At 70.0% G+C, this 16,483-nt stretch carries 18 protein-coding genes; 5 read left to right on the top strand and 13 right to left on the bottom strand.

The window, feature by feature from the left end:
• From ACZ6S0_RS10245 to ACZ6S0_RS10220, 6 genes are all read right to left on the bottom strand, one after another.
• On the bottom strand, positions 1 to 1,005 hold the full coding sequence (locus ACZ6S0_RS10245; protein ID WP_465915384.1) for an ABC transporter ATP-binding protein: 1,005 nt from the start codon (positions 1,003 to 1,005) through the stop codon (positions 1 to 3).
• Entirely contained in the window at positions 1,002 to 1,976 is a 975-nt protein-coding gene (locus tag ACZ6S0_RS10240; protein ID WP_465915382.1) for an ABC transporter ATP-binding protein, read from the bottom strand. The genes ACZ6S0_RS10245 and ACZ6S0_RS10240 overlap by 4 nt, the downstream gene beginning before the upstream one ends.
• On the bottom strand, positions 1,973 to 2,854 hold the full coding sequence (locus tag ACZ6S0_RS10235; RefSeq protein WP_465915380.1) for an ABC transporter permease: 882 nt from the start codon (positions 2,852 to 2,854) through the stop codon (positions 1,973 to 1,975). The genes ACZ6S0_RS10240 and ACZ6S0_RS10235 overlap by 4 nt, the downstream gene beginning before the upstream one ends.
• Positions 2,851 to 3,903: an ABC transporter permease gene (locus ACZ6S0_RS10230; protein ID WP_465915378.1), complete on the bottom strand. Its 1,053-nt coding sequence runs from the start codon at positions 3,901 to 3,903 to the stop codon at positions 2,851 to 2,853. Before ACZ6S0_RS10230 ends, ACZ6S0_RS10235 begins: the two co-directional genes overlap by 4 nt.
• A gap of 82 nt (positions 3,904 to 3,985) precedes the next feature.
• Positions 3,986 to 5,803, bottom strand: a complete 1,818-nt coding sequence (locus ACZ6S0_RS10225) for an ABC transporter substrate-binding protein (RefSeq protein ID WP_465915376.1) — start codon at positions 5,801 to 5,803, stop codon at positions 3,986 to 3,988.
• A gap of 175 nt (positions 5,804 to 5,978) precedes the next feature.
• Complete coding sequence (locus ACZ6S0_RS10220; protein WP_465915374.1) at positions 5,979 to 6,242, bottom strand: heavy-metal-associated domain-containing protein; 264 nt, start codon at positions 6,240 to 6,242, stop codon at positions 5,979 to 5,981.
• Positions 6,243 to 6,379: 137 nt separating this feature from the next.
• Here ACZ6S0_RS10220 and ACZ6S0_RS10215 point away from each other — a divergent pair, with 137 nt between their 5' ends.
• Both ACZ6S0_RS10215 and ACZ6S0_RS10210 read left to right on the top strand, forming a co-directional pair.
• Positions 6,380 to 6,928 carry a type 1 glutamine amidotransferase domain-containing protein gene (locus ACZ6S0_RS10215; protein WP_465915372.1) on the top strand — a complete coding sequence of 183 codons (549 nt, stop codon included), beginning with the start codon at positions 6,380 to 6,382 and terminating at the stop codon, positions 6,926 to 6,928.
• Between the two features lie 150 nt (positions 6,929 to 7,078).
• Positions 7,079 to 8,608 carry an amino acid permease gene (locus ACZ6S0_RS10210; protein WP_465915371.1) on the top strand — a complete coding sequence of 510 codons (1,530 nt, stop codon included), beginning with the start codon at positions 7,079 to 7,081 and terminating at the stop codon, positions 8,606 to 8,608.
• Positions 8,609 to 8,657: 49 nt separating this feature from the next.
• On the opposite strand, the gene ACZ6S0_RS10205 is transcribed toward ACZ6S0_RS10210, so the two are convergent.
• The 3 genes from ACZ6S0_RS10205 to ACZ6S0_RS10195 all read right to left on the bottom strand — a co-directional run bounded on the left by ACZ6S0_RS10205 (position 8,658) and on the right by ACZ6S0_RS10195 (position 11,449).
• Positions 8,658 to 10,175 carry an alpha/beta fold hydrolase gene (locus tag ACZ6S0_RS10205; RefSeq protein ID WP_465915368.1) on the bottom strand — a complete coding sequence of 506 codons (1,518 nt, stop codon included), beginning with the start codon at positions 10,173 to 10,175 and terminating at the stop codon, positions 8,658 to 8,660.
• A gap of 235 nt (positions 10,176 to 10,410) precedes the next feature.
• The gene (gene lipB, locus ACZ6S0_RS10200) at positions 10,411 to 11,046 is read right to left on the bottom strand and encodes a lipoyl(octanoyl) transferase LipB (protein ID WP_465915366.1); all 636 of its coding nucleotides are present in this window, start codon (positions 11,044 to 11,046) and stop codon (positions 10,411 to 10,413) included.
• A gap of 22 nt (positions 11,047 to 11,068) precedes the next feature.
• On the bottom strand, positions 11,069 to 11,449 hold the full coding sequence (locus ACZ6S0_RS10195; protein ID WP_465915364.1) for a VOC family protein: 381 nt from the start codon (positions 11,447 to 11,449) through the stop codon (positions 11,069 to 11,071).
• A gap of 55 nt (positions 11,450 to 11,504) precedes the next feature.
• Between ACZ6S0_RS10195 and ACZ6S0_RS10190 the strand changes: the two genes are divergently transcribed.
• Positions 11,505 to 12,452, top strand: coding sequence for a hypothetical protein (locus ACZ6S0_RS10190; protein WP_465915362.1), 948 nt, complete (start codon positions 11,505 to 11,507; stop codon positions 12,450 to 12,452).
• 25 nt (positions 12,453 to 12,477) lie between these two features.
• Here the strand turns inward: ACZ6S0_RS10190 and ACZ6S0_RS10185 are convergent, their stop codons facing one another.
• From ACZ6S0_RS10185 to ACZ6S0_RS10175, 3 genes are all read right to left on the bottom strand, one after another.
• Positions 12,478 to 12,672: a PspC domain-containing protein gene (locus tag ACZ6S0_RS10185; RefSeq protein WP_344890037.1), complete on the bottom strand. Its 195-nt coding sequence runs from the start codon at positions 12,670 to 12,672 to the stop codon at positions 12,478 to 12,480.
• Positions 12,673 to 12,735: 63 nt separating this feature from the next.
• Complete coding sequence (locus tag ACZ6S0_RS10180; protein WP_465915359.1) at positions 12,736 to 13,242, bottom strand: HAD domain-containing protein; 507 nt, start codon at positions 13,240 to 13,242, stop codon at positions 12,736 to 12,738.
• Positions 13,239 to 14,201, bottom strand: coding sequence for an AraC family transcriptional regulator (locus tag ACZ6S0_RS10175; protein WP_465915357.1), 963 nt, complete (start codon positions 14,199 to 14,201; stop codon positions 13,239 to 13,241). Before ACZ6S0_RS10175 ends, ACZ6S0_RS10180 begins: the two co-directional genes overlap by 4 nt.
• Before the next feature lie 75 nt (positions 14,202 to 14,276).
• On the opposite strand from ACZ6S0_RS10175, the gene ACZ6S0_RS10170 reads away from it, so the two are divergent.
• Positions 14,277 to 15,092, top strand: coding sequence for an NmrA family NAD(P)-binding protein (locus ACZ6S0_RS10170; protein ID WP_465915355.1), 816 nt, complete (start codon positions 14,277 to 14,279; stop codon positions 15,090 to 15,092).
• Between the two features lie 138 nt (positions 15,093 to 15,230).
• Complete coding sequence (locus ACZ6S0_RS10165) at positions 15,231 to 16,061, top strand: undecaprenyl-diphosphate phosphatase (protein WP_344890049.1); 831 nt, start codon at positions 15,231 to 15,233, stop codon at positions 16,059 to 16,061.
• Positions 16,062 to 16,073: 12 nt separating this feature from the next.
• Here ACZ6S0_RS10165 and ACZ6S0_RS10160 read toward each other — a convergent pair whose 3' ends face one another.
• Complete coding sequence (locus ACZ6S0_RS10160; RefSeq protein ID WP_465915353.1) at positions 16,074 to 16,460, bottom strand: hypothetical protein; 387 nt, start codon at positions 16,458 to 16,460, stop codon at positions 16,074 to 16,076.
• Positions 16,461 to 16,483 lie beyond the last annotated feature (23 nt).

The following is a 16,483-nucleotide window of genomic DNA, read 5'->3' as shown; positions in this document are numbered from 1 at the left end:
TCAGGAGGTCAGCCCGGCGTAGTGGCAGGCCGCCTGCGCCCCTGGCACGGCCGGCAGGATGTCCAGCGGCTCCGTACGGCACCGTCCGTCCACCCCGGCCTCGGCCGCCGGCCCCGAGGCGAGCACCTGGCACCGGGCGTGGAAGCGGCACCCGCCGGGGATCCTGGTCGGGTCCGGCGGCTCACCGGTCAGCACCACCCGCTCGGGCGACTCCGGCAGCACCGACATCAGCGCCTGCGTGTACGGGTGCCGCGGCGCGGTGAGCACCTGCTCCACGGGCCCCGACTCCACGATCCTGCCCAGGTACATCACGGCCACCCGGTCGGCGATGTTCCAGGCCAGACCGAGGTCGTGGGTGACGACCAGCGCCGACAGCCCCAGCTCGTCGCGGAGCCTGAGCAGCAGGGCCAGGATCTCGCCGCGTACGGAGGCGTCCAGCGAGGCCACCGGCTCGTCGGCGATCAGCACCTTCGGGTCCAGCGCGAGCGCGCCCGCGATCACCACGCGCTGCCGCTGCCCGCCCGACAGCTCGTGCGGGTAGCGCAGGAAGAACCGGTCGGGCGGTCGCAGCCCCGCCCTGGCCAGGGCCGTGGCCACGACCTCGCGCTCGTCGGGCAGCCCGTGGATGCGCGGGCCCTCGGCGACGGCCTCGTACACGGTGTGCCGGGGGTTGAGCGAGCCGGTCGGGTCCTGCAGGACGAGCTGCACCTGCCGCCGGTACGCCTTGAGCGCCTTGGAGGAGTAGCTCAGGGCGGCGCCGCCGTAGTGGACCTCGCCGGAGGTGGGGCGTTCGAGGCCGAGCAACGTGCGGGCGAGCGTGGTCTTGCCGCAGCCCGACTCGCCGACGAGGGCCACGATCTCGCCCTCGCCTATGGCCAGGTTGACGCCGTCGACCGCGCGGGCGCGGCGGCCCCGCGAGGAGAACTCCACGTGCAGGTCGCGGGCCTCCAGCAGGGCCGGGCGGGTGGTCGAGACCGCCTCCGCGGCGGTGCGCGTCTCGGTCATGAGACCTCCTCCTCGGCCCTGACGTGCACACAGGCGGCCGTACGGTCCTGGCCGGCCGGCCACAGCTCCACGTCCAGGCTCGCGCAGCCGTCCAGCGCGACCGGGCAGCGGGGGTGGAACGCGCAGCCGCCGGGAAGCTGCATCGGGTCGGGCGGGTCGCCGCCCAGCCCCTTGGGCGCCATGCGCGAGGCCGGGTCGCCGACCGTGGGGAAGGCGGCCGCCAGCGCCCGGCTGTAGGGGTGGCGGGCGTCGTGGAACACCTCGCCGGACGGGCCGTGCTCGACGACGCGACCGGCGTACATGACGGCGAGCCGGTCGCAGACGTCGGCCAGCACCGACAGGTCGTGCGAGATCATGATCAGGGAGATGCCGTGCTCGGCGACCAGGTCCTTGATCAGGGTCAGCACCTGGGCCTGCACCATCACGTCGAGCGCGGTGGTCGGCTCGTCGGCGATGATCAGCCGGGGCGAGCAGGCCAGCGCCATCGCGATCATCACGCGCTGCCGCTGCCCGCCGGACAGCTCGTGCGGGTAGCTGCGGGCCCGCCAGGCGGGCAGGCCGACCTGTTCGAGCAGTTCGGCCACGCGCCTGCGGGCCCCGTCCGGCTTGGCCAGGCCGTGGACGAGCAGCGGCTCGGCGATCTGGTCGCCGATCCTGCGTACGGGGTTGAGGCCGTGCTGGGCCCCCTGGAAGACGATGGACGCCTCGGCCCACCGTACGGCGCGTATGCGGCCCCACTTCATGGTGAGCACGTCGTCGCCGTCGAGCAGGATCCGGCCGCCGACGCGCGCGTCCCGGGGCAGGAGCCGGAGCAGCGCCATGGCCAGGGTCGACTTGCCGGATCCCGACTCGCCGGCGACTCCGAGTGCCGCTCCGGAGTCCAGCGTCAGCGACACCCCGCGCACGGCGGGCACCTCGCCCGAGGCGATGCGGTACGTCACCGACACGTCGTCAAGTTCGAGCAGGCTCACGCGGCCCTCCTCAGCCGGGGGTTGAGCACGGCCTCCAGAGCCCTTCCCACCAGGGTGAACGCCATGACGACGACGAGAATGGCCAGGCCGGGGATGAGGATGTACCACCAGGCGCCCTGGGTGGCGGCGCCGAAGTCGTAGGAGGCCCGCAACATGGTGCCCCACGAGGTCTTGTTCGAACTGGCGCCGAGGAAGGCCAGGGTCGACTCGGTGACGATCGCGCTGGCCACCTCCAGCGTGGTGCTGGCCAGCAGCAGCGGCGCCACGTTCGGCAGCACGTGCCTGGTGGTGATGTGCCAGTGGCCGCCGCCGAGCGCCCTGGAGCGCTCGATGTACGGCCGGGCCTCCACGGCCAGCGTCTGCGCCCTGATCAGCCGGGCGGTGGACGGCCACGTGGTGATGCCGATGGCCACGATGATGGTGAACGTGCTGCCGCCCAGGATGGCCGCCAGCACCAGCGCCGTCACCAGCGACGGCAGCACCAGGAACCAGTCGGTGACGCGCATCAGCGCGCCGCCCGCCCAGCCGCGGAAGTGCCCGGCGGTGATCCCGACGAGCAGCCCGATCACGATGCTGAGCAGCGCCGCGAGGAAGCCGATGAGCAGCGACGTCCGCGAGCCCCACCAGACCATCAGCAGGGTGGAACGGCCGGACTCGTCGGTGCCGAACGGCTCGGAGAGGCTGGGCGCGGCCCAGCGCTCCCCCGTGCCCACCACGACGCTCGTCACGCTGTCGTCGATGAACAGCGGGGCGACCAGCGCGAGCACGACCGCGACGACGAGCACGACCAGCCCGGCGACGCCGGCCCGATGGCCGCGGAACTCGGCCCAGAACCGGCCCACGGCCTGCCGCCTGCGGGCCGTGGCGACCCCCGTCATGCGGACCTCACTCTCGGGTCGAGCAGGTGGTAGACCACGTCGGCGAGCGTGTTCATGACGATCACGGCCACGGTGATCAGCAGGAACGTGCCCTGCATGAGGGTGAAGTCGGGCACCCGGACCGCCTCGTAGAAGAGCTGGCCGAGGCCCGGCCAGGTGAAGATCGTCTCCACGGTGACCGCCCCGCCGACGACGAAGCCGATGCGCATGAACACCAGCGTCACCGTCGGCAGCAGCGCGTTGGGCACCGCGTGGCGGCGGCGTACGTCGTCGTCACGCAACCCCTTGGCCCTGGCCACGGTGACGTAGTCCTGGCTGACCTCCTCCAGCAGCGACGACCGCATGACCAGCAGGTACTGCGCGTACACCACGGCCACCAGGGTCAGGCAGGGCAGCACCATGTGGGAGGCCACGTCCAGCACGTACGCGAACCCGTCGGGCGCGTCCACGCTCTCGATGCCGCGGAACGGGAACAGGCCGGGGATCGGCCCGATGCCCACGCCGAACACCATCATCAGCAGCAGCCCGAGCCAGAACGTCGGCACCGACCACAGCAGCAGCGACGCGCCGGTGGAGACGCGGTCGAAGCGGCTGCCGTGCCGCCAGCCCGCCCGCGTGCCCTGCCAGATGCCCAGGCTGACCGCGATGGCCAGGCCGGTCCCTGCGAGCAGCAGGGTCGGGCCGAGGCGTTCGCCGATCAGGTCGAGCACGGGGCGCTTGTACTCGTACGAGGTGCCCAGGTCGAGCCGGAGCGTGTCGCCCACGAAGTCGACGAACTGGTCGATCAGCGGCTTGTCCAGCCCGAGCCGCCGCCGTTCCAGGTCGAGCTGGGCCGGGGTCATGTTGCGGCCCTGTGCCAGGTTGCGCACGGGGTCGCCGGGCAACAGCCGGAACACGAAGAACGTGCCGACGATCACCATGGCGATGCTGAACAGCGCCCCACCGGCCTTCGACAACGCGTATCGCAGCGTGCCTCGGTGGGCGGGGCGCTCGTCACCAGGGCCCGCCGCCTGGACGGCGGGCTCTGCTGCTTCCAGCGGAGTGGTCATCCGCGTGCTTCTCGCGCTGTCGCCGGTCGCGCTGTGGTCGGACGCGCTGTGGTCGGACGCGCCGTCATCGGTCGCGCTGTCGTCATTCGCGCTCGTCGGCGGTGCTCTTGCGCCGCCTGCTCAGGAGGAACACCGCGAGCCCGATGACCACCACGCCGCCGACGATCCCGACGATGAGGCCGGTGTTGGAGCCGCCCTCGGCGCTGCCGCCGGAGGAGGCCGCCACCGCCTTGGCGTCCACGGTGTAGAACGGCCAGTAGCCGCTGCCGCCGTACAGGAGGCCCTTGTCCTCGGGGATCGGGGTGATGCTGGTGATCCGGTCCTTGCGGTAGCCCTCGAGGTCGTTGGTGTAGTAGATCGCGATGACAGGGGCGTCGGTGTAGAGCCGCTCCTGCATCTTCTTGAGGATCTCGATGCGCTTGGGCCGGTCGAGCTCCTTCTGCTGGTCCTTGTAGAGCTGCTCGAAGGTGTCGTCGCAGTAGAAGGACTCGGTGCCGCCGCCCTCGCCGGTCGGCGCGGGCCTGCGGCTGCACAGGTGGGTGGCCAGCACCTCTTCCGGGTCGGGGTTGACCGACCAGCCGCTGATCGCGATGTCGAACAGGCCGGTGACGCCGGTCTCCTCGGTGAACTTGCTGGAGTCGAGCTTCTTGGTGGTCAGCGTGATGCCGATCTCCTTGAAGAAGCCCGTCAGGTACTCGGCGAGCTTGTCCTCGATCGGGGTGTCGGTGTGGATGCTGAAGCGGAACTCCAGCTTGCGGTCACCGTCGGGCATCGTACGGACGCCGTCGGAGCCCTTCTTGTAACCGGCGTCGTCGAGGATCTGGTTGGCCTTGGCCGGGTCGAAGGCGACCTTGGCGTCGCCGGTGGCCTCCCAGAAGAACTCCTTGTACAGCGGCGGCACGATCGAGCCGTCGGCGGGCTTGGCCAGGCCCTCCTGCACCTCGTCGACCAGCTTCTGCTTGTCGATGGCGTAGTGGAGCGCCTGGCGCACCTTCGGGTCCTTCAGCGCCGGGTGCCCGTCGCCGACGGGCTTGTCGTCGCTGGTGGTGGCGCCGTGGTTGATCTGCAGGTACGTCGCGCGCCGGCCCTGGGTGTTCCACGCCTCGATGTTCGGGTCGTTCTGGATGGCCTGGAACTCCGGCGGGTTCAGCCGGCCGATGAGGTCGATGTCGCCGGTCTTCAGCCCGGCGATGGCGGCCTGCGGGTTGTCGTAGAAGATGACCTGCAGCTCGTCGATCTTGGGCTTGCCGCGCCAGTAGTTCGGGTTGGCCTGCAGCTTGACGTACTGGTCCTTCTTGTGCTCGATCGCGATGTACGGGCCGCTGCTGACCGACGGGTACTTCTCGGCGTCGTAGTTGGCCATGTCGGTGACCGACTCCCAGGCATGCTTGGGCATGATCGGGACCGGGTTCTCCAGCATGGACGCCTGCGGGGCCTTGAGCTTGATGACCAGGTCCTGGCCGTTGGCCGTGACGCTCTCGAAGTTCTCCACCGCCGGGCCGTTCGCGGTCTTGGCGGCCTCGTCGGTCATCATCTTGTTGAACGTCCAGGCCGCGTCCTCGGCCGTGACCGGCTGCCCGTCCGACCACTTGGCCGTACGGATCTTGAAGGTCCACGTGAGCCCGTCGGGCGACGTGGTCCACGTCTCGGCCAGGTCGGGGCTGGGCTGGAGGGTCTTGGAGTCGGGGACCGTGAGGTAGCCGTACATCCAGCGGTGGATCGACGTCGAGACCAGGCGGACGGCGAGGAACGGGTTCATCGAGTCCATCGACTGCGTCGCACCCACGCGTACGATCTTCTTCCCCGCCGCCGGGTCTTGGGCGAGGGCCGCCGTGGCGCCCTGACCGGCCACTAATAGCGCGACGCCCAGCACTGCCAGGCGCGCGAACCATTTCCTCATGAGTGCCTCACCTTCAGGCGGGGGTTTCCTGTGTAGAGAAAGGCACACCATAGAGAGACCGCATGTCAACGAGTGGCGGAAAATTGTTTCAGTCTCGTTTCCTTTCGCGGTGTAAATTTTCAGCCCGCTTGACCTCGGCATGGGCCGGCCCGTCGGCCGGGCCGGCCCACGACTCCTAGTGGCAGCCGCCGCTGCCGCAGCACGAGCCGCCCGCCTGGGGAAGCAGGTCGACCTTGCCCGCCAGCTCGTATCCGGCCTCCACCACCGCGGCGTCGATCAACGTGACGTCGAGCGGCGTCTCGCTCGTCACCGTCACGGCTCCCGCCGCCAGGTCGATCTCGACCCCGCTCACCCCGGCGACCTTACCCACCTCGGTGGTCACCGCGCTGACGCAGTGGCCACAGGTCATGCCCTCGACCTGGTACGTGGCGACAGTCATGGGCCAACTCCTCACTCTCGACTCTGGACCGCACTATACCCCCTAGGGGTAAAAGCGCATACATCCCCCCGCGCGGGAAAGGGGGAACCAGACAAGCACCACGAGATGAGAACCCGCAGCACAAGGGGGGAATCGACATGCTGGACGGCAAGACCATCGCCTTCCTGGTCGCTCCCGAGGGGGCCGAGCAGGTCGAGCTGACCGAACCGTGGAAGGCGGTCAAGCAGGCGGGCGGCACACCCAGGCTCGTCTCGACCGCCCCCGGCCAGATCCGGGCGTTCGACCACCTGGACAAGGCCGACACCTTCGCCGTGGACGCCACGGTGGACGACGTCGACGTGGCCTCGTTCGACGGCCTCGTCCTGCCCGGGGGCGTGGCGAACCCCGACCTCCTGCGTACGGTGCCGCAGGCCGTCCGGTTCGCCCGCGCCTTCTTCGACACGGGCAAGCCGGTGGCCGCCATCTGCCACGCGCCGTGGACGCTGATCGAGGCGGACGTCGTACGCGGCCGCACGCTCACGTCGTGGCCCAGCCTGCGTACCGACCTGCGCAACGCCGGGGCCACCTGGGTCGACCGGGAGGTCGTGGTGTGCGACGAAGGCCCGAACACGCTGGTGACCAGCAGGAAGCCGGACGACCTGAAGGCGTTCTGCCAGGCCGCCACCGACGCGTTCGACGGCGGGTGAGCCTCCGAGGTGGTCTCCTTCCGGCGGGCGGAGGAGACCACCGACGGAGCTGACGAGATCGAAACCGTTCTGTAACGCCTTGTCACCTGGGGAGAAATGGTCTAGACGTAGACCAAAAGGAGCGTCCTCCGCGCCCCCAGGGAGACCTCAATGACCACTGAAGAGGATTCCAGGCGACTCGCCGAGCTCGGCTACAAGCAGGAGCTGGCCCGCACCTGGAGCGGTTTCTCGAACTTCGCCATCTCCTTCTCGATCATCTCCATCCTCGCCGGCTGCTTCACGACGTTCGGACAAGCCTGGAACAACGGCGGCCCCATCGCCATCTCGTGGGGCTGGCCGCTGATCTCCCTGTTCATCCTGATCATCGGGTTCTGCATGTCGGAGCTGGTGTCGGCGTACCCGACGGCGGGCGGCATCTACTGGTGGGCCGCCAAGCTGGGCAAGCCGATCCACGGCTGGTTCACCGGCTGGCTCAACCTGGTCGGCCTCATCGCCGTGACCGCGTCGGTCGACTACGGCTGCGCGACCTTCCTCAACATCACCCTCAACCGGCTGACCGGCGGGGCCTGGGCGGGCACGCTCTCGCAGGCGTTCCTGCTGTTCGTGATCATCCTGGTGCTGCACGCCCTGATCAACATCTACAGCCACCGGCTGATCGCGCTGCTGCAGAACATCTCGGTCTGGTGGCACGTGGCCGGGGCCGCGATCGTGGTCGCGATCCTGGTCTTCGCCCCGGAGAGCCACCAGTCGGCGAGCTTCGTCTTCACCGGCACGAACAACAACTCGGGCTTCGGCGCCGGCTCCGACGGCCTGCCCTTCTGGCTGTACGTGCTGCCGCTCGGCTTCCTGCTCACCCAGTACACGATCACCGGCTTCGACGCCTGCGCGCACGTCTCGGAGGAGACCCAGGGCGCGGCCAGGAGCGCGGCACGCGGCCTGTGGCAGTCGATCTTCTACTCGGCCATCGGCGGGTGGATCCTGCTGCTGTCGTTCCTGTTCGCCGCCACCAACGTGGACGAGCTGAACAAACAGGCCGGTTTCGTCGGCGCCATCTTCGAGACCGCGCTGTCGTCGCCGCTGGCCACCGCGATCTTCGCGATCTCCACGATCGGGCAGTTCTTCTGCGGGATGAGCTGCGTGACGTCGATGTCGCGGATGACGTACGCGTTCTCGCGCGACGGGGCGGTGCCCGGCTGGCGGCTGTGGTCGCGGGTGGACCGCAACCGCACCCCGGTCAACGCGATCATCGCGGGCTGCGCCGTGGCCGCGCTGATCACCCTGCCCGCGCTCTACGCGCCTCCTGGGCTGACCACGCCGGTCGCGTTCTACGCGGTGGTGTCGATCGCGGTCATCGGCCTCTACCTGGCCTTCCTCATCCCGATCTGGCTCCGGCTGCGCATGGGCGACGCCTTCAAGCCGGGCCCGTGGACGCTCGGGCGGAAGTACAAGGCGCTGTGCTGGATCGCGTGCGTCGAGATCGTGATCGTGTCGATCTACTTCGTCATGCCGTTCTCGCCGGCCGGCGTGCCCGGCAACGCGGACTTCACCTGGACGTCGGTCAACTACGCGCCCATCGCCGTGGGGGTGGTGCTGGTCGGGATCGCGCTGTGGTGGGTCCTGTCGGCCCGCCACTGGTTCACGGGCCCGCGCCGCACGATCGACCAGACCCCCGTCGCGTGAGCGTGAAAGGGGGTACGGGCCCCGGCGCGCGGGGCCCGTACCCCGGGACCTAGCGCGGGGCCGTCGCGGCCGGGGCGGACCAGTTGAGCCCGTCCACCGGCCACGCCGGCTGCCGCTTGAGCGTGTTCTCCGGCAGGAGGGTGCCCACGGCGCAGCGGGTGCCGTGCGGCGGCACCTTCAACGAGATCAGGTACTCGTCGATGATGTCCGTCTGGCACTTGTCCTTGCCGTAGATGCGGTGCCCCCATCCCTCGTACGTGAGCAGCACCGCCTTGGGGCCGAGCTGCCGGGCGGCGTTGGCCGACCAGATCCACGGGGTGGCCGGGTCGTGCAGCGAGTTGCCCAGCAGGATCGGGGCACTGCCCGTGTACCGCAGCTTGTGCGGCGGGTTCGTGCTCGGGTAGTTCATGCAGATCGGCAGGTCATCGGTCGGGTACGGGTGGTAGCGCGTGTCCGGGGCCAGCTTGTTGGACAGGCGCATCAGCTCCGCGTACTCCGCGTAGTTCCGTACCCGGAGGGTGTAGTCCTGGCAGAGGATCGTGGTCGGCAGCCACGCCACGTCGCCCTGCACCGGCCCCCTGCCGGGCAGCGGAGGCACCCACGACGGCGGCGGGCCGCCGTTCAGCCAGTTGATCATGTCGCTCAGCAGGCGCCAGTCGGGCCCCTCGGTGCCCAGCGCGGCGTTGTAGATGACCTGCAGCTCGGTCATCGTCTGGCCCGTGCTCGGGTACTTCAGCTCGCCGCGCCGCGCCTTCTCCCGCAGGTCCTTCCAGATCGCGCGGACGTCCTGCCCGTGCAGGACGCAGCTCGGCTCCTGGTCGCACCAGCCGACGAACTGGTCGAACGCGTCCTCCACGGCGAGCGCCTCGGTGGCGAAGAAGCCCTTCACGTCCAGGCTGTGGTCCATGTTGCTGTCGAGCGCGAGTGCCCGGATCCGGTCCGGGAACAGCTCGGCGTACATCTGGCCGATCAGGGTGCCGTACGAGATCCCGTAGAAGGTGAGCTTGTCGTCGCCGAGGGCGGCGCGCAGGGCATCCACGTCACGGGCGACGTCGACCGAGTCGACGTGGTCGTAGACGGGGCCGGTACGCGCCCGGCAGTCGGCGTGCAGCCTCTTGGTGAAGGCGTTCCAGGCGTCGTAGTCGGCCTGGCTCGCCATGACGGTGTGCGGCATCTGGTTGTAGACGGACGCCGAGCAGATCACCGGGTTGCTGCGGCCCACGCCCCGCGGGTCGAAGCCCACGATGTCGAAGCGCCGCTGGAGCTCCTCGGTGTACGAGCCCGGAGCGCCGTAGACGGCCTCCACCCCCGAGCCGCCGGGGCCGCCGGGGTTGATCACCAGCGACCCGACCCTGGCCGCGGGGTCGGTGGCCTGGCGCCGGGCGACCGCGATCTCGATGGTCGGGCCGTCGGGCTCGGCCCAGTCGACCGGGACGGTCAGCTTGCCGCACTCGGCGGCGGGCTCCTCCGCGCAGGGCGCCCAGGCGATGGCCGCCGACTCGGTGGCCGCGTCGGCCGTCGATGCCGGTAACAGCGTCGTCAGCGCCACGGAAGCGGCGGCGAACAAGGAAAGTCCTCTTCGCACAATGCTCCAATCTTCATCGATTCCCCCCGTCGGGGCGTGCGATCAAAGCGGATCATCGCGCATTTGCTGTTATGGATGGGGGAGAAATGACAATTTTCTACCCCTGGGAATGACAAAACCAGTGGAAAAGGGCACGAAACCGCCGTTCAGGGCGTTTCCCACGGGGGCCGGTCGGGCATTTCCGCGCGGATGTTTCGACGCGGCCGACGCCGATCGTTCAGTGCGCCTCGAACGCCTCCGCCACGGCCAGACGAACCCCGTCGACGGCGGCGGAGCCCGCCTCGCGCTTGAGCGAGGTCATGTCGACGTCGGGCATCCCGCAGGCCACGGCCCAGCCCCAGGGCGTCAGGTCGCCGTCGACGTTGAGCGCGAACCCATGGCTCGTCACGCCCCGGCTCTGCCGCATGCCGATCGAGATGATCTTCCGCCCGGTCTCGGCCGTCCACACCCCGGTCAGCAGCTCCGACCCGGGAGGCGTGTCCCGGCGCTCGGCGGGCACCCCCAGCTTGCCCAGCGCCTCCACCAGCCGCAGCTCCACCTCGCGTACGTAGTCGACGATGCCCTCGCCCTCGTCCAGCTTGACGACGAGGTAGCCGACGAGCTGGCCGGGCCCGTGATAGGTGAGCTGGCCACCGCGACCGGTCTCGACGACCGGGATGCCATGGGCGGGGTCGGGCAGGTGGGCGACGGGGGTGCGGCGCCCGACGGTGTAGACGGACGGGTGGCTGAGCAGCCAGAGCGTGTCCGGCCGCGCGTCCTGTTGGCGCTGCCCGACCAGGTCGGTCATGCGCTCCATCGCCTCGTCGTAGTCGACCAGCTCATCCTGGATGAGCGTCAGCGGCCTCGCCCTCATGCTTCGAGGATATGCCCCGGTCTCAGTAGGTGGAGACCTCGATGAGGTTCCTGTCGGGATCGCGGAAGTAGACCGACGTGATCGGGCCCTGCGCACCCGTACGCGAGACGGGGCCCTCCTCGACCGGGACGCCGCACGCCTCCAGGTGCCGCAGGACCTCGTCGATCGGCACGGCGCTGATCAGGCACAGGTCGGCCGAGCCGGGCGTGGGCCGGGCCGCCTTGGGGTCGAACTCCCGCCCCTTCTCGTGCAGGTTGATCTTCTGCGAGCCGAAGCCGAGCGCGCGTCGACCGGCGCCGAACGTGACCGCCTCCATGCCCAGGACGCGACCGTAGAAGGCGACGGTCTCCTCGACGTCGGCGACGGTGAGCACCAGGTGGTCGAGGTGGTCGATGCGGATCACCGGGCCAGCCTACGCGGGGGTGAACCGTCCGCCGGCGAATGACGTCTTCAGCGGTATGAAGCCTGTGCATCGGATCGGCCCGGCCGCCGCGGTCGTGGTGTGCGCCTCGGTCGTCCTGGCCGCAGGCGCGTGCGGCGGCGGGACGCCGCAGGCGCCGAGCCCCGCGTCCTGCCCGCAGCGCTGGGAGAGCGACAAGATCGGCGACTGGGTGCCGGACGCCTCCGGTGTCGAGGGCGCCTCGGACTCACTCGCGCCCGGCTCCCCCGTCGGCGCGCTGATCTGCGCCTACCCGGGCGACAACACGAACCCGGGCCAGGAGCCGCTGGCCGGCTCGCGCACCCTGACCGACCAGGCGCCGGCGATGGCTCACGACCTGGGCTACCTTCCCGTCACCAGAGACGGCGTCGAACGGGCGTGCACGCTGATGGGCGGGAAGATGACGAACTACCTCGTCCGGTTCGCCTACCCGGACGGCCGGGCCCTGTGGGTAGGCACCGCCGAGGAGCCCAACTCCTGCGTGACGACCACCAACGGCACGGTCAACACTTTTTCGTACGTCGGGCCCAGCGTCGCCGCCGTCTACCGCACCGGGACCTGGCGGCTCGTCCAGCGGGACGTCCCCTGCGGCCCGACACTCGGCAGGCGAGGTCAGAACGAGCGGATGGTGCCCGAGGGCCCTGCCAAGGTTCGCGTCTGCCGTCAGGTCCCGGTGACGGGCTCGACCCCCCGCCCCGCCGTCGGGGCGGAGCACGGGGAGCAGGAGGCGCGCGCCCTGGCCGAGGCGCTGAACTCGCTGGGCGCCAGACCCGGCGGGAACACCTGCCAAGAGCGGTCCGGTGGGCCACGTGAGATGTTCTACCTGCACTTCGGCTACGCGCAGGGGCCACCGGCGTGGGTACGGATCCAGCCCGGCTGCCGCCCTTCGGTGAACAACGGGATGCTCGTGGGCGATCTGACGGACGGCGTCCTCGATCGGATCGCCCGGCTGGCGCCGCCTGGATGAGCGCGGCGCCACCACGGGCGAGCGTCTAAGCCGCCGTGCGGTAGCCCTTCGGCTCTTCCGGGACGAGGATCCACATCACGACGTAGACCACCCAGAGCGGCCCCGGAATGAGCGAGAGCAGCAACCAGAGGATCCGGACGAGGGTAGGGGGCAGGCCCATCTTGTCGGCGAGACCGCCGCAGACGCCGGCCAGAATCCTGTGCTCTCGGGAGCGGTACATCTGTTCCTCCGTGTGGTGTTGCGACCTATCTCGACAACGGACGGAGTGGCCGACGCGCTCCTGTCAGGGACCCTGAGAAAACCCTGTCAGGGTCAGCCACTCATGTGCCATTCCCAGATGTCTGCTGGTCAGTCCCTCTCTGGGGTCCACATGGATGAGCAGGAAATCCCGCAGCCCCTGACGCACCCTGAGATATTCCTCGTCCTCCGCCCACACCTGGTCGTCGAACCACACGAACGGCCGCCGTCCCGCGTACGCGGCCACGTGCGGTGTCTTGAACATCTCCCCGTGCTCGCTGGGCTCGTCGGGGCTCATGTGGATGACCGGCAGCGAGGGCAGGCCGATCCTGGGAGCGATCCAGTCGTTGGCGTGGTGCTCCCAGGTGGTGGCCCAGACCAGCTCGGAGCCGGTGGCGAGGGCCAGCTCGATCAGGCGGTGGCCGTGGCGCGGGTTGAGGTGCACGGTGTAGACCTCGTTGCCGATCGTGCAGCGGTATCTCCGGAAGTCCGCGGTCGGCCGTCCCATGGGGTTGAGCACGCCGTCCACGTCGATCAGGAGCAGCGGTTTCACCGAACGGCTCCGGCCGTGATCCCCTGCCGCGGGCGCGCCCCCCGGCCCGCGGCCGTCCGGTGTTCCTGCGGGCTGATGCCGCGTACGCGTTTGAAGGCCGCGCTGAGCGCGAACGGGCTGCCGTACCCCACCCGCCTGGCCACCGAGCCGATCGTCGCCTCGGGCTCGCGCAGCAGGTCGGCGGCGAGGGTGAGACGCCAGTCGGTGAGGAAGGCCATCGGCGGCTCACCCACCAGCTCGGTGAACCGCCTGGCCAGCGACGCCCTCGACACACCCACCTCGGTGGCCAGGGCGGCGACCGTCCACGGGTGGGCGGGGTTGTGCTGCATCAGGCGCATGGCCCGGCCGACGACGGGGTCGCTCATCGCGCGGTACCAGCCGGGCGCCTCGTGCGCGGCGAAGTGCGCCCGCAGCACCGCGATGAGCAGCAGGTCGAGCAGCCGGTCGAGGACGGCCTCCTGCCCCGGCTCGTCCTTGACGATCTCCGCGCCGAGCAGCGCGATGACCGGCCCGCCCGGTCGCACGATCAGCCTGGGCAGCGCGTCGAGCAGCCGCCTGCTGACCTCGCCCTCCAGGCTGTACGTGCCGGTGAGCAGCACGGTGGCGCCGTCGGGGTCGTTGCCCCACGACCGCACGCCCAGGTCCATCGACTCGTAGACGGGCTCGCCGTCGAGCGTGGTGCAGCGCTGGCCGGGGTGGACGACGACCTGCGGGGCGGTGGCGGGGTCGTCGGCCACCGTGTACGGCTCCGGCCCCCGCGCGATCGCCACCTGCCCCGGCTCCAGCCGTACGGGCTCGCCGCCGTCGAACATGATCCACGACTGCCCGCGCACCTGCGCCATCACCGACAGCGGGGCCTCGTCCTGGATGCGCAGCGACCAGGGCGGGTCCATGATCGAACGGAGGAGGAAGGCGCCATGGGCGTGCGGCCCGTCGAGTAGCGCCGCGAGCTGGTCCATGGGTTAGACGATCGCATATGGGATTGCGCTTCTCAACCATGGAGAGTCTTATCGGTATGGGGACTTACTAGATGCATGACGATTTTGGTACTCGGCGGGACCGGCAAGACCGGCCGCCGGATCGCTGACCGGCTCACAGCACGCGGCCTGCCCGTACGGATCGGGTCGCGCTCCGGCGTACCCGCCTTCGACTGGCAGGACCGGACGACCTGGCGTCCGGCCCTCGACGGCGTCTCCGCCGTCTACCTGTCCTACTATCCCGACCTCGCGTTCCCCGGCGCGTACGACGACGTCAGGGCCTTCACGGAGGCCGCCGTGTCGGCCGGGGTGCGGCGGCTGGTGCTGCTGTCCGGCCGGGGCGAGCCGGAGGCGCAGGCCAGCGAACGCACCGTGCGGGATTCGGGCATCGAGTGGACGGTGCTGCGCTGCAGTTGGTTCATGCAGAACTTCAGCGAGGACTTCCTCCTCGGCGCGGTGCTCGACGGCGTCATCGCGCTGCCCGCCGCCGACGTGCCCGAGCCGTTCGTGGACGTGGACGACATCGCGGACGCGGCCGTGGCGGCGCTCACCGAGGACGGGCACGCGGGCCAGCTCTACGAGATGACCGGGCCGCGGCTGCTGACGTTCGCCGAAGTGGCCGACGAACTGTCGAAGGCGACCGGGCGGCAGATCTCCTTCGTCCGCGTCACGCCGGAGGAGTACCTGGACGCGGCCATGGCCCATGGCGTGCCGGAGGAGGCGGCGCAGGGCCTGGTCCACCTGTTCACGGAGATCCTCGACGGCCGCAACGCCTCCGTGGCCGACGGCGTACGCCAGGCGCTCGGCCGCCCGGCGCGCGACTTCACCGCCTTCGCCACGGCCGCCGCCCCGGCATGGGTGCTCCCGTCGTAGATCACCGCGTAGATCACCGTGCCGCTCCCGGGTGCCGGTATCGTGGAACCCGGCGTCCGACAGGCCGGGTGGAAATGGCCGGTCCCAGATTCCGCTAGCCTCACCCTCGTCACTCCCGCGCGCACGAGAGGTGTAGTCGTGATCGGCTGGCTAGAAGCGGTGGTTCTGGGGTTGCTCCAGGGGCTCACAGAGTTCCTGCCGATCTCCTCCAGCGCCCACATCCGGGTGGTCTCCGCTTTCGCCGGCTGGCAGGATCCGGGGGCGGCGTTCACGGCCGTCATCCAGCTCGGCACGGAGACGGCCGTCCTGATCTACTTCCGCAAGGAGATCTGGGAGATCATCTCCACCTGGACCCGCTCCCTGTTCAACAAGGAGCTGCGCGGCAACTGGGCGGCGCGCATGGGCTGGTACATCATCGCCGGCACGCTGCCCATCGGCGTGCTCGGCCTGGTGCTGAAGGACCAGATCGAGACGGTCTTCCGCGACCTGCGGCTGGTGGGCACGACGCTGATCGTCTTCGCGATCATCCTGTGGTTCGCCGACCACACCGCGCGCAACAAGCTCACTCTGGAAAAGCACCTCAGCTTCCCCCACGCCCTCGTCTACGGCTTCGCCCAGTCGCTGGCCCTGATCCCCGGCGTGTCACGCTCGGGCGGCACCGTGACGGCCGGCCTCCTGCTCGACTACCGCCGCGAGGACGCCGCGAAATACTCCTTCCTCCTCGCCATCCCGGCCGTGCTGGCCTCCGGCCTGTACGAGCTGAAGGACATCGGCGAGGGCGCGGCGCCCGCCTGGGGGCCGACCATCCTGGCCACGGTCATCTCGTTCATCGTCGGCTACGCGGCGGTGTCCTGGTTCCTGAAGTACATCAGCACCCACCGCTTCACCCTCTTCGTGATCTACCGGATCATCCTGGGCTTCTTCGTCATCCTCGCGGTCAGCCTCGACTGGATTCCGGCTCAGGGCTGACGGCGGCCCGCCTCAGGAGGCCCGTCCCTGTGACAGCGTCCGGGGGTAGCGGCTGCACAGGGCGAAGACGACGGCGAAGAGGGTCCAGGCCGTGACGTACGCGATCGGGTGGGCCCACGTGTCACCGATCACGTCGGCCAGCGCCTGACGGCCCTCGAAGTACACGGCCAGCCCTGCCAGCGCCCCCGGGACCGCGCCCCACCACCGCTGCCACCACACCTCGTGCCCGATCACCTCGAACACCACGAGCGCGATCGGCCCGAACAGCAGGAACTTCGCCTCGGGCGGGTGCGCCAGCAGCGCCGACAGCACCATGACCGCCACCGCCGACAGGGACGTCAGCAGGACGACGGTGCCGAACGGGGCGGGATTGTCACGCGGGTCGTTTTCGTCGGACACACCGGCCATTCTGACCGACCGCG

It is taken from the genome of Nonomuraea sp. NPDC051298, assembly GCF_055586305.1.
The sequence above is the reverse complement of the archived record's forward strand: the minus strand, read 5'-3'. Positions and strand labels throughout refer to the sequence as shown.